The following is a 14,785-nucleotide window of genomic DNA, read 5'->3' on the forward strand; positions in this document are numbered from 1 at the left end:
CCTCTAAGTACATGCCGCCCCGGTGCGCCCTTGCGAAAGGGGGGCCATGCTGGCAAAGGCCGCTGCCAAATAGTTGGAAATGACATGACCGAAGAAACCGCCCAGATGCTCGATAAGACCTTTGATCCGGCCGGGATCGAAGCCAAGTGGTATGGCCATTGGGAGGCGAACAACCTGTTCCGCCCCGAGCGCCCCGATGCGGCGCCCTTTACCATCGTCAACCCGCCGCCCAACGTGACGGGGTCGCTGCATATCGGCCATGCGCTGGACAATACGCTTCAGGACATCGTGATCCGTTACGAGCGCCTGCGCGGCAAGGATGCGCTCTGGGTGGTGGGTACGGACCATGCCGGCATCGCAACCCAGATGGTGGTCGAGCGCCAGATGGAAGCGCGCCAGGACAAGCGCACCAATTACACGCGCGAACAATTTATCGACAAGGTCTGGGAATGGAAGGCCGAGAGCGGCGGCACCATCACCGGCCAGTTGCGCCGTCTGGGCTGTTCGATGGACTGGAGCCGCGAGCAGTTCACGATGGACCCGCATTTCACCAAGGCGGTGGTGAAGGTATTTGTCGACCTCTATAATCAGGGGCTGATCTATCGCGACAAGCGTCTGGTCAACTGGGACCCCAAGCTGAAGACCGCGATTTCCGACCTTGAGGTGGAAACGCGCGAGGTTCAGGGCAATTTCTGGCGCTTCCGCTATCCGCTGGCAGACGGCGTGACTCTGGCCGATGGGCGCGATCATATCGTCGTGGCCACCACGCGGCCGGAGACCATGCTGGCCGATATGGCGGTGGCGGTTCATCCCGATGACGAGCGCTACAAGAGCGTGGTGGGCAAGTTCGTAAAGCTGCCCATTACCGGCCGTCTAATCCCCATCGTGGCCGATGAACATGCCGATCCGGCGCTCGGCACGGGCGCGGTCAAGATCACGCCGGGCCACGACTTCAATGACTTTGAAGTGGGCAAGCGCGCAGGGATTGCGGCGAACCAGATGCTCAACATGCTCGATGCCGATGCCAATGTGGTGCAGGTGGCCGATGGGCTGATCCCGGACGAGTTCGTGGGGATGGAGCGCTTTGATGCACGCAAGGCGGTTGTGGCGCGGCTGAAGGCCGATGGCCTGCTGGTGCCGCATGTCACCAAAAGCAAGGAAGGCGAAGAGGTCGAGCATGACGCCGAACCTCGCGTGATCCAGACACCCTATGGCGACCGCGGCGGGGTGGTGATCGAGCCTTGGCTGACCGATCAATGGTATGTGAATGCCGCCGTGCTGGCGCAAAAGCCGATTGAGGCGGTGCGCAGCGGCGCCATCGAGATCGTGCCCAAGAGCTGGGAAAAGACCTTCTTCAACTGGATGGAAAATATCCAGCCGTGGTGTGTGTCGCGTCAACTGTGGTGGGGGCATCGCATTCCGGCGTGGTATGCCGAGGATGGTCAGGTCTTTGTGGCCGAGACCGAGGAAGAGGCGCAGGCTCTGGCCGGCAACAAGGCGCTGACCCGCGATTCCGACGTGCTCGACACGTGGTTCTCCTCGGCGCTCTGGCCTTTTGCCACGCTGGGCTGGCCGGACGAGGACGCGCCGCTGCTAAAGAAGCACTATCCCAATGATCTGCTGGTGTCGGGCTTTGACATCCTGTTCTTCTGGGATGCGCGCATGGCGATGCAGGGCATGCACTTCATGAAGGAAGTGCCGTGGAAGCGGCTCTATCTGCACGGTCTGGTGCGCGCGGCCGATGGGCAGAAAATGTCCAAGTCGAAGGGCAATGTGGTCGATCCGCTGGGCCTGATCGACCAGTATGGCGCGGATGCCTTGCGCTTCTTCATGGCGGCGATGGAATCGCAGGGCCGCGATGTGAAGATGGATGAAAAGCGCGTCGAGGGTTATCGCAACTTTGCGACCAAGCTCTGGAATGCCGCGCGTTTCTGTCAATCCAACGGCATCACGGCATCCACTTCGGTAGCCGCTCCGGTGGCCACCAGCGCAGTCAACAAGTGGATCATCGGCGAGGTGGTCGAAACCGTTGCCGCGCTCGACAAGGCGATGGCCGAACTGCGCTTTGATGCGGCGGCCAGCGCGATCTATCAATTCGTGTGGAATGCTTTCTGCGACTGGTACATCGAACTGATCAAGGGTTCCTTCGATGAGGAAACCAAGGCGGTGGCCGGTTGGGTGCTGGATCAGATTCTGGTCATGCTCCACCCCTTCATGCCCTTTGTGACCGAAGAGCTGTGGAGCAAGCTGGGCGCGCGCGATGGCGAATTGATCGTGGCGGCATGGCCCGCCCCTCAGGCCGAAGTGGACGCCGAGGCCAAGCGTGAGGTCGAATGGCTGATTGCGCTCATCGGCAATCTGCGCGGGGCCAAGGTGGAACTGGGCCTTGCGCCCGGATCGCGCCTCACCGCCTATTTGCCCGACCCCAGCGAGGCGACGCGCGGCATCATCACCCGCAATCCGGTGGCGATTGACCGTTTGGCGCGTCTGGATGCGATCCACTTTGCCCCGGCCCCTGCGGGCGCGGCGATGCAGGTGGGCGCGGGCGACGCCAATATCATCGTTCCGCTCGAAGGGCTGATCGACGTGGCGGCGGAAAAGGCGCGTCTGGCCAAAGCCTTGGCCGCCAGCGAGAAGGAGCGCGATTCGCTCTCCAAGCGCCTGTCGAACCCGGCCTTTGTTGAAAAGGCCAAGCCCGAGGCCATCGACAAGGCCCGTGCCGACCACGCCCATCACGAGAGCGAGGCCACGCGCCTTGCCGCCGCCTTGGCGCGTTTGGGATGATGCTGGCCCGATGACTCTGGCACTCGCAACGATCACTCCGGGCAAACCGGAAATCTTTGCTGCCTTGCAAGGCGAAGGGGCGTCCATCGGGCGCCCCTGCGTCTTCCTGCGCCTGTCGCGCTGCAATCTGGCGTGTGCATGGTGTGATACGGCCTACACCTGGCGGTTCGAGGGCGACAACCGGCCCCACAAGGACGGGATCGCCTTTGACCGGGCCGACAATCAACTGGTCTGGGCAGAAGCGGCGGTTGCCGAGGCCATCCACGCCTTTGGCCAAAGCCGACTCGTCATCACCGGGGGTGAGCCTTTGCTTCAAGCCCCTGCCCTGGTGCGGATGCTCGATCATCTTTTTACGCTGGGCAATTATCAGGTCGAGATTGAGAGCAATGGGTCGGTTGTGCCGTCCGAGGCGCTGGCCGCGCGGGTGGGCCAATATAATGTCAGCCCCAAGCTGGGCCATTCGGGCAACCCGCGCGATCTGGCCATCCGGCCCGAGGCTTTGCGTTTTTTTGCCCAATATCCCAAGGCTTTCTTCAAATTCGTTGTCGCCACGCCGGATGATGTCGACGAAGTCGCTGCGCTGGCGGCCGAGCATGGCCTGCCTGCCGAGCGCATCTTCCTGATGCCCGAGGGGCGCGACCCGGAAACGCTGCGCGCGCGGATGGTATGGATTGCTGATCTTTGTCTGCAGCGCGGCTATGCGATGACAGACCGCTTGCATATTCATCTTTCCGGCGACACCAGAGGCACATGAGCGAATTTGTCACCGAAGAAGCGCCGCCTTCCGATGCGCGCCCCCATGGCCACGCCACCCCGATGCGGGGCGATCTGACGCAGGGGCCAATCCTGAAAACGCTGCTGCTGTTTTCGATTCCCACCCTGCTCTCCAACCTGCTGCAAACGCTCAACGGCACGGTCAACTCGATTTGGGTGGGCAAGCTGATCGGGGAAAGCGCGCTGGCGGCCACGGCCAATGTCAACATCATCATGTTCCTGATGATGGCCACGGTGTTCGGCTTTGGCATGGCCACGACCGTGCGCGTGGGGCAATCCTTCGGCGCGCGCGATATGGACAGTGCGCGGGTAACTTTCGGCTCGGGCATGGGCTTTTGCGTGGCGCTCTCGGTGCTGATCGGCATCATCGGCTCGGTGCTGGCGCCCAAGCTGCTGCATCTGATGGCCACGCCCGAGGCAAGCCGGATCGAGGCGCTAGACTATCTGCGCGTGGTGTTCATCACCATGCCGTTCGGGTCGATTTCGATCATGCTCTCGATGGGTATGCGCGGAGTGGGCGACGCCAAGGTGCCGCTTTTCGCGATGATCCTGACCGTGCTGATCGACATCACGATGAACCCGCTGCTGATCCGCGGCTTTGGCCCGATCCCGGCGATGGGGATTTCGGGTTCGGCATGGTCGACGGCGGCGGCCAATTTCGCCGGGGCGGCGCTGATGCTGGGCTGGATCTATGCGCGCGACCTGCCCTTGCGGCTGCGGGGTGAGGAATGGGCCTATCTGCGCCCGCGCGGGGATGAGCTGCGCTTTATCATCGCCAAGGGTCTGCCGATGGGCGCGCAAATGCTGCTGGTCTCCTCGGCCGGTTTGGTGATGGTCGGGCTGGTCAACCGCGAGGGCGTGGCGACCGCTGCGGCCTATGGCGCGTCGATGCAATTGTGGAACTATCTGCAAATGCCCGCCTTTGCCATTGCCAGCGCGGTTTCGGCCATGGTGGCGCAGAATGTCGGCGCGGGGCTGCACAAGCGGGTCAGCAAGATCACGATGCGAGGGCTGATCGTGAACGAGAGCGTGACGGTGACGCTGGCCGTGCTGATCGTGATCTTCGATGCGCCGCTTTTGCGCATGTTCCTTGTGCCCGGCAGCCCGTCGATCCCGATCGCCCAGCATATGCAGCCGATCGTCAGCGTGTCCTTCGTGCTGTTTGGCATCATGATGATCCTGACGGGCACGATGCGGGCTTATGGCACGGTGATCCTTCCGCTCGTCATCATGTTTGTGGCCATGTATCCGGCGCGCGTGGGCTTCTACTTTGTCGCCTTTCCCTATCTGGGGGCCAATGCGCTCTGGTATGCCTATCCGTTCAGCGCGGTGATCGCCGTGGCGATGACCAGCGCGATCTATCTGCGCGGAAACTGGCGCAAGGCGACGCCCAAGCCGGGTGGCCGTCCCGCCTAACGCCCAGTCAATCAGCGCCCTTGGGTGCGCCAGCGTTGGACGGTGCGCATCACCATCTGGTGATCATCGCCGCTCTGGCGCCAAAGCTGGCTGAAAGACGGATCGGAGGAGGCGGGCCGCTTGGCTTCCTCCAGATCGTCGAACGAAACACGCATTGGAATGCCCACACCCTCGCCGCAGATGATGCATTCACGGTTGCGCAGCGCGGGGATCGAATCGAGAAAGCCGCGTGCGCCCTCGGGCATGGCCGCGCGCACAAAGGCCTGATCGCGCTCGTTGTTCAGACGCATCGACAGGATCGTGCCGCATTGGCTCAGCACGCCTTCGGCGAGATCTGAGGGCCGCTGGGTAACAAGGCCCAGCGAGACGCCGTATTTGCGCCCTTCCTTGGCAATGCGCGACAGGATGCGGCCGACCGAGGAACCATCTGCGTTCTTCTCATTGGGGACATAGCGATGCGCTTCCTCGCACACCAGCAGGATGGGGCGGGTATCCTCCTCGCGCGCCCAGATCGAAAAATCGAACACCAGCCGCGAGAGCAGCGCCACCACTGTGGAGGTGACTTCCGAGGGCACGCCTGACACGTCGATGATCGCAATCGGCTGCCCCGCCGAGGGCAGGCGGAACATGCGCGAGAGCACATCCACCATCGTATCGCCCACCAGCATGCCGGAAAACAGGAAGTTGAAGCGCGGATCGCCCCGCAATTCGTCGATGCGGCTTTTCAACCGGACATAGGGCGCGGTGGTCGTCGCCTTTTCCAGCTTGCCCATTTCATTGTGCAGGACCGCCTGAAGATCGCTGATCAGATAGGGCACCGGCGAATCCACCGTGATCCGCCCGCCCAGCGCTTCGGCCAGCCGGTTCTTCTGCCGCGCGGCCAACAGGCATTTGCCCAGGATCTCGGCATCGACCTGCCGGTTCTCTCCCTGGCTGGAAAGGAGGATCTCGCAATGCTCCTCGAAATTCATCAGCCAATAGGGCAATTGCAGGTTCGACACGTCAAGGATCAACCCCGTCTGCCGAAAGGCGCTGGCATATTCGCCATGCGGGTCGATCATCAGGATATGGCCCTGAGGCGCCAGTTCGCAGATCCGGTGCAGGATCAGCGCCAGCGCGGTCGACTTGCCCGTACCGGTCGAACCGAGCAGCGCAAAATGCTTGCCCAGCAGCGAATCGATATAAAGGCTGGCGCGGATCGTGGTGGTCGGGTGAACCTTGCCGATGGTGACCACCGCGCGCCCGTCGCCCGAATAAATATGGCGCAGGTCGCGCGTGCTGGCCGGATAGACCATCGCGCCGGGCAGTGGATATTGCGTCACCCCGCGCCGGAAACCGGTCAGCGCCCCGCTTTGCGGATCGAGCGTCCCCTCGCCCAGAAAATCCACGGTGGCGATGATGCCTTCATCGGCCCTGCGCCCCTGTTTTTGGTCACGAATGCTGGCCAGCAGGCAGGTCTGGCCAGCCATGATGCGGATCTGGCTGCCCACAAGCCCCGATTGCGCAATCGAAGGGTCCGCATCCGCGCCGCATTCAGCCAGACGCTCCAGATCGAGCGCGATGAGCCCGCCCGCCCCCGAAATTTCCAGAACCACGCCCATCGGCTGGGCCGAATTGGGCAAGCGATCGTCATGATCGCCCAGTCCTGCCCGGTCTGTGCCCTGCGCGCCATAGGCGCCACCAAAGCCAGAATTGGCCATGTCATTCATGCCAATCGGGCCTTTACCGAGATGCGAACCCCTATCATTGCATCAGGGAATAGGGCAGAAAAGGTTAATATTAGGCTTAATTATCACCCGCTCAGAACAGCGCGAACAACCGCCCCGCCACCCAGCCCATCACCACCGACACCGCCACGGCCATCAGCCCATAGGCCAACGCTTCCTTTTGCGAAAAATCGGCGACGGCTTTTTCAAAACCCTGCTTGCCCACCTCAACCCGCGCCGTGGCCGATGCCACTACGCGGCCCTTGCGCACGGCAAAGGTTTCGGCGGTATAAACCCCCGGTTGCACACTTGAGGGCAAATCAATGCGCGCGGAGTAAAGCACGCCGCCATTGATGGTGACGCCCGAATCGTCCTGATGAAACAGGCCCTGCCGCTGCATCAGATCGACAAGGCCCTTGGCGAAATGGGTTTCGCGCGCGGGGTCGATGCTGTCGCTGGGCGAAAGTTGCAGCGAATCGAGACCGAGCTGGTAAATCGCCGCTGTGCGCGGATCGGTAATCTGGCGGATCGGGCGATTGGCCACCACGGCATAGAAACTGGGCACCGAGCGCAGCGTGGTATATTCGGCATTGACCCACATGCCCGCCACCTTGCGCTTTTCGCGCAGGACCATCTGATGCGCGGGCCCTTCGAGCACCACCACCACATCATAATCGCGCGCTGCCCCCGCAACCGGGCCGCCGCCATCGGGCGACATGATCGCGCCAAACAGCAGCAATTGCGCCCCAGTAAAGCCCTGCCGCAATTCGATGCGATGCTGGGAAATATCGGTGACCAGCACTGGCTCGGCCGCAGCAGCCCAAGGAGCCCCGGCCAGCAGATAAAGCGCAAGCAGGGCGAGCAGCCGCCTCACAGCAGGCTCACCGTAAAGATTTCATCCGGCCGCCATGTCAGCCCCAGCGCCATACGCGCCGCGACCGCCAGCACGATGGCCGCCAGCGCAAGGCGCAGCTTGACGGGGCTTGCCGTAGTGGCAAAACGCGCGCCCAATTGCGCGCCCGACACCGACCCGATCAGCAACAGTCCGGCCAGCACAATATCCACCGCCCGCGTGGTCAGCGCATGCATCATCGTGGTGGCCATGGTCACGAACAGGATCTGAAACAGGCTGGTTCCCACCACCACCTGTGCGCTCATACCCAGAATGTAGAGCATGGCCGGAACCAGCACGAAACCGCCGCCGATCCCCATCAGCATGGTCAGAATGCCGGTGAACATGCCCAGCAGCAAAGGCGCCAGCGGCGAAATATACAGGCCCGAGCGATAGAACCGCCACCGCCCCGGCAAACGCGTCACCAGCGGATGATGCCGACGCTTGCGCACCGGGCGCGCGCCCGTGCCGCCCGCCCGCAGGGTCTGAATGCTCTCGCGCGCCATCATCGCGCCAATGCCGCCCAGCATCGACACATAAAGCAGGTTGATGACCGTATCGATCTGCCCCAGCGCCTGCAGCAGGCTAAAGAGCAACGCCCCCAGCCCCGTGCCCAACACGCCGCCCGCCACCAGCACCAGCCCCATGCGGTAATCCACCCCGCCGCGCTGGTGATGCGCCAACATGCCCGACACGCTGGCCCCAGTCACCTGGCTGGCAGCCGAAGCCGCCGCAACCGTTGGGGGAATGCCGTAGAAGATCAACAGCGGCGTGGTCAGAAACCCCCCGCCCACGCCGAAGATGCCCGACAACATGCCCGTGAGCAGCCCAAGCCCGATGATAATCAGGCCGTTGACCGACAGATTGGCAATGGGAAGATAGACATCCATAGCGTCCCCACGCTAGCGCCTGAATGCCGCGCGGGAAAGCCCCGCCCGGCTCATCCCGCCTTTCCCGCGTCAAAAACCTGCGGACAGCGTGAGCGCCGGGCCCGAGGTGGGCATGGCATTGCCCCGCACCCGCAACCGATAGTCGATGGCGATCCGCGCGCCCACCTGCCCCTGCCGCATCCCGAGGCGCAGCGTAGGGCCGACATCCAGCCGGTTCGCCCCCTGCTGAGCGCCGCCCCACGCGCCAAGCCCCATGCGCAGTTCCGCCCCACTCCCATGCGAGACCACCTGCTCCACCCGGATCTGGCCGTCGATGAAGGGGGTGGACGCCGCCCCACCGACATAACCGGCCTGCACATAGGTTTCCGCCTCGATCCGGCGACCCAGCGGCACCGGCGGAATTTCGGTGACCAGACTGACCGCCGGGCGGGCATGGGTCTGGCCCGACTGAAACTGGCTGGCGCGAATTTCGGCCATGGCGATCACCGGCACAGCCGGAACGGGGCGCAGCGACAGGCCTGCGGCCACCTCGCGCTCGCCCGTGCCGTTCAATGCGCCATAGGCACGCGTATAGGCGGTCAGCTTATGCGCCTCACCGGGGATCAGACGATAGCGCAGCACTGCGCCGATCTGGTTCGCGCCATAGGTCGGCCCATAAGGCGCGCTGCCCCCGGCCAGAGCGTGATCGTTGCCACCCTGACGCATCAAGAGCCAGCCATCGCCCGACCAACGCCGTTCTGCCACGCGCCGCCCGGCGGGCTGGCCATGCAGCTTCTCACGCGGAACCACCAGTTCGCCGCCCTCGTCCTCATGCGTCACGGCCAATACGGCGTTGATATTGCCCATGCCGTCGCGCCCGGGCTGAAGCCTGCGATGGCGGTGCAGCCGGACCTGCATTCCGGCGGGCAAAGGCAGGTTGGCCATGGAGGACATATACAGCACCTGCTGGGTGGCCGCGTTCATCGCTCTGGCGCCCGTCACCTCGGCCAGAGGATCAACCAGTGTCAGCGCCAGAGGCTGCAAAGGCGTGTCCGGCAAGGAAGGCAAAGGCGCCGCCAGAACGGGGACGGCCGTCCGATGCATCGCCCCGTCCATTCGCAGCGCCCCGGTCGAAGCCTTTTCGGGCGCCGCCGCGATGAACGAAAAATCGCTCCCCTTGCCCCATGGCTGCCTGACAAGGCCGGGCAAGGCAGGCAATTCCGCCCGGAGATCATCGGGACGCACCGCCATCGACAGTTTTTCCCAGGTGGCCGTGCGCCCTCCCATCCACAGCATCAGCACCGCCGCAAACATCACCAGCGGTTCGCCCCGTTTCCGAGGTCGGCGGAACCGATCCGGCAAAGTATCGGGACGGCGCATCAGGCGGCGTTTTCCATCGGGCAAGGCGGCGGCGGTGCCGAAGCGACCAGCGAAGGATGGACCATATGCTCCGTCTTGTCCCACACCACGCGCGCGCCGCCCAGACTGCGGCAATAGGCCCAAAGCGCCCGCCGCGCGGCCAGAATCATCACCACATTGGCCACCGGCAGCCGCAACGGCGCCAGCAGCCCCTCGCGCCAGCCATATTCACGTCCGGTGAACAAGGCACGCATGAACGAACGCCACACCAGCCCCATCGCGCACAGGTTCATCGCATAATGCAGATAGGCAGGCGGCGGCGCCAATTGCGGCATATCCTTGCCCAGCCAGAGCCGCGCCACGGCCAGCACGCCTTCGACCAGCAGCAAGATATAGGCGGCAAACAGCACCAGTGCGATCAGCGGCCCGCGCCGGTCACGAATCGACATCCAGATATCGACCAGCCGCGCGTTCCACCCCAGGCGGTCCCAGCCCTGAAGGCAGATCCCATGCATCCAGCGCGTCTTTTGCCGGACCGAGGTCAGCACCGTATCGGGGAAATAGGAGCGCGTGCCGATCAGATGGCCATCGGCATCGCGGCAGCGCAGAAAGCAACCACGCCCGCCCAGATGCGGGATCAACATGCCCAGCTCATAATCCTCGGTCAGGCAATCGGCGGCAAAGGGACCGTCGGCCGATCCCATCATGCGGACCTCACCGATCAGTTCAAGCATGTCGCGCGAGAAGCCGCAGCTGACACCCGCAGCGGGCAGGCCCGCGCCCAGCGCATCGCGCACCGGCATCGCGCGGGCATGGGCCTCGGCAAATTCGTCGCAGTAATGCCCAGCCACCCAATGGGCGCCTTCAGGAATTTCGGGACGGACCGGCAATTGCACGAATTCCACATCGGACAACGCCCTGTCGATCAGCATCAGTTCGAGCGGATGGACCATATCCTCGCTGTCATGCAGCACTATGCCCTTGAAACGCTGACCCAGCCTTTGTTCGTCCGCGCACATCGCCTTATAGATGCGGTTGAGACAATCGGCCTTGGTGGTGGGGCCGAATTTGTCATGGATGACAATGCGCAGGCGCGGATCGCTGCCGCCGATCGCAGTGACCGCAGCCACCGTGGCCGGGTCATTGCAATAGCAGCCTATATACAGAATATATTCGCTTTCTTTCCAGCAGCGCAGCATATTGGCAACCGTTGCGCCGATCACGTCGGCCTCGTGCCAACAGGCAACAAATACCGCAAGGCGCCCGTCCAGACGCCCTTGCGATACATCTCGCGAGAGATATGGTGTACGGAAACCCGGTTTAAGGCGCATGCAGAACCAAATGGCGTCGACGGCCAGTTCATCCACCATACCGATCACAAACCAGAAGAGCGCAAAGAGCAGCAATTCCCGCTCGATCAACAGCAGCCACTCAACTAAGGTCCAGCCACCTGACGCGGCAAAGGACATCGACGCGACAACCCCCTTGTTGGCACTTAAGGTTATATAAGTAGTAAGAATCACTTATTGAAGCAATGCCAATTCTCGACACGAGGGATATGTGACGTCATTTTTCACTAGAACGCGCAATTTTGTCCAAAAACTTGCGCGGGACCAGGAAGTTCTCGCGGGCGTTTTACTGGCTTTCGCGACCCTGGCAGCGATAGTGATAAGTAATTCGCCATGGTCATCGGCATGGACAAAAATGCTTGATGGACCGCTATTCACGCCGGATCTGCCCCATCTCTCCACGCTGCGCGATGTGATGGGCAATGGGATCATGGTGGCGTTCTTCTTCACGGTCGGGCTGGAGGTGAAGCGCGAGGTGCTGATCGGCAATCTGGCCGATGCGCGGCAAAGGCGGTTGCCGGTGCTGGCCGCGCTGGCGGGCATGGCGGTGCCGGCGGCGATCTATCTGCTTGTGGTGCGCGGCCATCCGGGGCTGCAGCGCGGCTGGGCCATCCCCTCGGCCACCGATATTGCCTTTGCCATGGGGGTGATTGCGCTGCTGGGCCGATGCGTGCCGCGATCCTTGCGGCTGTTCCTGCTGACGGTGGCGGTGGTGGATGACATTGGCGCGGTGATCGTGATCGCGCTGGGCTATACCGCGCATGTCGATCTGGCGTGGTTGGGCGCGGGGGCTTGCGTGCTGGGTGTCGGCATAGCGTTCAACCGGATGGGCTGCAGCCGGGTCTGGCCCTATGGCCTGATGGCGGTGGCGCTGTGGTGGTGTGTGTTGCATTCGGGGGTGCATGCCACGGTGGCGGGCGTGCTGGCGGCACTGACGGTGCCCATCGCGCTGGACGAGCGCCATGACAGCCCGCTGCTCCGCCTGGAACATGCGCTGGCGCCATGGAGCGGGCTGGTCATCGTGCCGCTGTTCGGACTGGTGAATGCCGGGGTGCGGCTGGATGGCGGCGTGGCCGACATGACGCTGCCGCTGGCCATTGGCGCGGGGCTGGTGCTGGGCAAGCCGGTGGGCGTGCTGGGGGCGATGTGGCTGGCCGAAATCACCGGCTTTGCGCGCAGACCCGAAGGCGTCAACTGGCTTCAGGCACTGGGCGTCGGGCAATTGGCGGGCATCGGCTTTACCATGAGCATGTTTATCAGCACGCTGGCCTTTGCGCCCGATCCGCTGCGGGAAAATGCGATACGCATGGGCATTCTGGCCGGGTCGCTGATTTCGGGCGCGATCGGGGCGATGCTGCTGCGGCTGGGCCAGAACGAAATGGCCCCGAGCAATCGGGGGCAGAGCGGCTGAAGCACCCTGCCCCCCGGACGATTTACCAACTGCCGATATTGGGCATGGAAAGCCAGGGCTCGGCGGGTTCCAAACGGCCGTTTTGCAGTAATTCGATGCTGATCCCGTCGGGCGTTTTGACAAAGGCCATATGACCGTCGCGCGGCGGACGGTTGATCGTTACCCCGGCATCGGCCAGCGTCTGGCACGTGGCGTAAATATCCTCGACCTGAAACGCCAGATGGCCGAAATTGCGGCCGCCGGTATAGGTCTCGGCGCTGCCATCCTCGGCGGGCCAGTTATAGGTCAGCTCAACTTCATAATCCTGCCCGGGACAGGCCAGATAGATCAGCGTGAAACGGCCCTTCTCGCTGGAAAAGCGGCGCGTTTCCTTCAAACCCAGCAGGTCGAACAGGGCGATGGTCGCGTCCGGGTCGGTCACGCGGATCATCGTGTGCAGAAATTTCGTCACGGCTAAAAACTCCACTCATCGCCAGTCATCATCAGCAAAGCCACGGTAATCCAAGATGGGCAAGCTGGAATTTCCGGTCTAGCGCGTCCACCTTGGTCCAGCCGCCCTTAAACTTGACCCTGATCGGCGCCACCCGTAAGGCCATGGGGTTCACGAATATAGGGCAGACAGAATTATGCTAGGAGCGTTGCGCAAGTTGTTCGCAGGCACAGCCTCGGCCAGCGCGCCGCGTATTCCCGATGGCGAAAGGGTTTTCGCAATTGGCGACATCCATGGGCGTCTCGATCTGTTCGAGGCGCTGATGGGCGCGATCATGGCCGAGGATCAGAAGCGCGGCCCGGCCAAGACCACGATCATCCTGCTGGGCGATCTGATCGACCGCGGCCCGGCCAGTCTGGGCGTGCTGGCGCTGGCCCGCCAATGGCAGCAGGAACGCCGCGCGGCGGGCAAGGCAATGCATATCCTGATGGGCAATCATGAGGAAATGCTGATCCACTCGCTGGAACGGATCGAGGTGCTGCGCCAATTCGTCCAGTATGGCGGGCGCGAAACGCTTATCAGCTTCGGGATCGACGAAAAGACCTATGCCGATGCTTCATGGGAAGAACTGCAGGTCCTGATGCAGCAGGCCATCACGCAGGAATGGATTGATTTCATTGGCACCTTTGAGGCGTGTCTGCAGATCGGCGATTATGCCTTTGTCCATGCCGGTATCCGCCCCGGTGTTGCTCTTGAGGCGCAGATACCGGCCGATCTGCGCTGGATCCGCGAACCATTCCTGTCGAGCGAGCAGGCCCATGGCAGCGTGATCGTGCATGGCCACACCATCACCGATGACCCCGAAATCCGGCGCAATCGGATCGGCATCGACACGGGCGCCTATCAATCGGGGCGCCTGACCGCCTTGTTGCTGGAAGGTGAGGAGCAATTGCTGCTTTCCACCTTGGTCGAAGAAGAAAAAATCAGCATTCGTCTCGAAAAATGAACGAATAGCGGCAAGCCTGCGCGAGGTCATCGCGATGGTTGGTTGAACAAGAACAACATGCGCAGCGGGTCGGTTCAGAGCTTTTCCGCGGTTCGCGCTTTCCCGGAGAACACGCCCGCGGTGCGAAAAACTGCCGAAAATGCAGAAGGCGCCGGGACCATCACTACGGCGCCTTCTGCGTTCTATTGCAATGTGGCCGCGCCCTCATCGCCGTCACGGCGGCCATAGAACTGCATCAGTTGCACCAGCAATTCGCAGCGCTCGGTCAGATCGCCGCATTCCAGCAGCGCCTGTTTCGAAGCCGCATCGAAAGGCGCGATCTGGGCTACACCATTGATCAGCGACTGATCGTCCAGCCGCGTCACTTGTTCCCAATCGACCGCATAACCCTGGGCATCGGCAAAGTGGCGCGCCTCGCGCTCGAACATCGCGCGTTCGACCGCGCTGATAATCTGATGCTCGGCCTCGGGCAGCAATTCGGCCTCGACCTGACGGAACGGCGTCACCACCGTCATCTCACGCAGGATGCGAAAACGCGCCTCGCCGACCAGCACAATGTTGAAGCGGCCGTCGGGCAGCGCCTCGACCTCCTGAATATGGCCCAGCGTGCCGACCTCATAGAGCGGCGCGCCCTCCTCGGCCTTGTGCGGCTGGATCATGCCGATGCGCCGATCCCGCGCCAGCGCGTCGGACACCATGGCCCGATAGCGTGGCTCGAAAATATGCAGCGGCAGGCTGAGGCCCGGATAAAGCATCGCGCCGGTAAGAGGAAAGATCGAGACGCGCATC

General features: G+C 62.8%; 12 protein-coding genes. 5 read left to right on the forward strand and 7 right to left on the reverse strand.

The genetic code is table 11. From position 1 onward, the window contains the following. Window positions 1–84 precede the first annotated feature (84 nt). Genes FHW92_RS13250 through FHW92_RS13260 form a run of 3 tightly spaced genes read left to right on the forward strand, consistent with a single transcriptional unit; the run spans window position 85 to window position 4,974 of the window. Complete coding sequence (locus FHW92_RS13250; protein ID WP_168603747.1) at window positions 85–2,784, forward strand: valine--tRNA ligase; 2,700 nt, start codon at window positions 85–87, stop codon at window positions 2,782–2,784. Between the two features lie 10 nt (window positions 2,785–2,794). After that, window positions 2,795–3,538 (forward strand): 7-carboxy-7-deazaguanine synthase QueE, encoded by a 744-nt coding sequence (locus FHW92_RS13255; protein WP_168603748.1) that lies wholly within the window; start codon window positions 2,795–2,797, stop codon window positions 3,536–3,538. Next, complete coding sequence (locus FHW92_RS13260; RefSeq protein WP_172249279.1) at window positions 3,535–4,974, forward strand: MATE family efflux transporter; 1,440 nt, start codon at window positions 3,535–3,537, stop codon at window positions 4,972–4,974. The genes FHW92_RS13255 and FHW92_RS13260 overlap by 4 nt, the downstream gene beginning before the upstream one ends. Before the next feature lie 11 nt (window positions 4,975–4,985). Here FHW92_RS13260 and FHW92_RS13265 read toward each other — a convergent pair whose 3' ends face one another. The 5 genes from FHW92_RS13265 to FHW92_RS13285 form a co-directional block, all read right to left on the reverse strand. Further along, a complete protein-coding gene (locus FHW92_RS13265) occupies window positions 4,986–6,683 on the reverse strand; it encodes a DUF87 domain-containing protein (RefSeq protein WP_246870154.1) in 1,698 nt (565 codons plus the stop codon). Between the two features lie 91 nt (window positions 6,684–6,774). Beyond that, window positions 6,775–7,554, reverse strand: coding sequence for a TIGR02186 family protein (locus FHW92_RS13270; protein WP_168603749.1), 780 nt, complete (start codon window positions 7,552–7,554; stop codon window positions 6,775–6,777). Next, window positions 7,551–8,462, reverse strand: a complete 912-nt coding sequence (locus FHW92_RS13275; RefSeq protein WP_168603750.1) for a sulfite exporter TauE/SafE family protein — start codon at window positions 8,460–8,462, stop codon at window positions 7,551–7,553. The genes FHW92_RS13270 and FHW92_RS13275 overlap by 4 nt, the downstream gene beginning before the upstream one ends. Before the next feature lie 69 nt (window positions 8,463–8,531). Then, window positions 8,532–9,821 carry a hypothetical protein gene (locus tag FHW92_RS13280; protein ID WP_168603751.1) on the reverse strand — a complete coding sequence of 430 codons (1,290 nt, stop codon included), beginning with the start codon at window positions 9,819–9,821 and terminating at the stop codon, window positions 8,532–8,534. Beyond that, entirely contained in the window at window positions 9,821–11,269 is a 1,449-nt protein-coding gene (locus tag FHW92_RS13285) for a glycosyl transferase family protein (RefSeq protein ID WP_168603752.1), read from the reverse strand. Before FHW92_RS13285 ends, FHW92_RS13280 begins: the two co-directional genes overlap by 1 nt. Window positions 11,270–11,360: 91 nt before the next feature. Here FHW92_RS13285 and nhaA point away from each other — a divergent pair, with 91 nt between their 5' ends. After that, window positions 11,361–12,560, forward strand: coding sequence for a Na+/H+ antiporter NhaA (gene nhaA / locus FHW92_RS13290; RefSeq protein WP_168603753.1), 1,200 nt, complete (start codon window positions 11,361–11,363; stop codon window positions 12,558–12,560). Window positions 12,561–12,582: 22 nt separating this feature from the next. On the opposite strand, the gene FHW92_RS13295 is transcribed toward nhaA, so the two are convergent. Further along, window positions 12,583–13,011: a VOC family protein gene (locus tag FHW92_RS13295; RefSeq protein WP_168603754.1), complete on the reverse strand. Its 429-nt coding sequence runs from the start codon at window positions 13,009–13,011 to the stop codon at window positions 12,583–12,585. A 187-nt stretch (window positions 13,012–13,198) separates the two neighbouring features. Here FHW92_RS13295 and FHW92_RS13300 point away from each other — a divergent pair, with 187 nt between their 5' ends. Next, window positions 13,199–13,996 (forward strand): metallophosphoesterase family protein, encoded by a 798-nt coding sequence (locus FHW92_RS13300; RefSeq protein WP_246870155.1) that lies wholly within the window; start codon window positions 13,199–13,201, stop codon window positions 13,994–13,996. 182 nt (window positions 13,997–14,178) lie between these two features. On the opposite strand, the gene FHW92_RS13305 is transcribed toward FHW92_RS13300, so the two are convergent. Then, window positions 14,179–14,784: an LON peptidase substrate-binding domain-containing protein gene (locus FHW92_RS13305; protein WP_168603756.1), complete on the reverse strand. Its 606-nt coding sequence runs from the start codon at window positions 14,782–14,784 to the stop codon at window positions 14,179–14,181. Between the last annotated feature and the right edge of the window lies 1 nt (window position 14,785).

This window comes from Novosphingobium sp. SG707 (assembly GCF_012275515.1).
Taxonomy (GTDB): domain Bacteria; phylum Pseudomonadota; class Alphaproteobacteria; order Sphingomonadales; family Sphingomonadaceae; genus Novosphingobium.

Bases quoted from the DNA above. Each gene is read 5' to 3' on its own strand.
- FHW92_RS13250 (WP_168603747.1), top strand. From the start codon at position 85: ATGACCGAAGAAACCGCCCAGATGCTCGATAAGACCTTTGATCCGGCC.
- FHW92_RS13255 (WP_168603748.1), top strand. From the start codon at position 2,795: ATGACTCTGGCACTCGCAACGATCACTCCGGGCAAACCGGAAATCTTT.
- FHW92_RS13260 (WP_172249279.1), top strand. From the start codon at position 3,535: ATGAGCGAATTTGTCACCGAAGAAGCGCCGCCTTCCGATGCGCGCCCC.
- FHW92_RS13265 (WP_246870154.1), bottom strand. From the start codon at position 6,683: ATGAATGACATGGCCAATTCTGGCTTTGGTGGCGCCTATGGCGCGCAG.
- FHW92_RS13275 (WP_168603750.1), bottom strand. From the start codon at position 8,462: ATGGATGTCTATCTTCCCATTGCCAATCTGTCGGTCAACGGCCTGATT.
- FHW92_RS13280 (WP_168603751.1), bottom strand. From the start codon at position 9,821: ATGCGCCGTCCCGATACTTTGCCGGATCGGTTCCGCCGACCTCGGAAA.
- FHW92_RS13285 (WP_168603752.1), bottom strand. From the start codon at position 11,269: ATGTCCTTTGCCGCGTCAGGTGGCTGGACCTTAGTTGAGTGGCTGCTG.
- FHW92_RS13305 (WP_168603756.1), bottom strand. From the start codon at position 14,784: ATGCGCGTCTCGATCTTTCCTCTTACCGGCGCGATGCTTTATCCGGGC.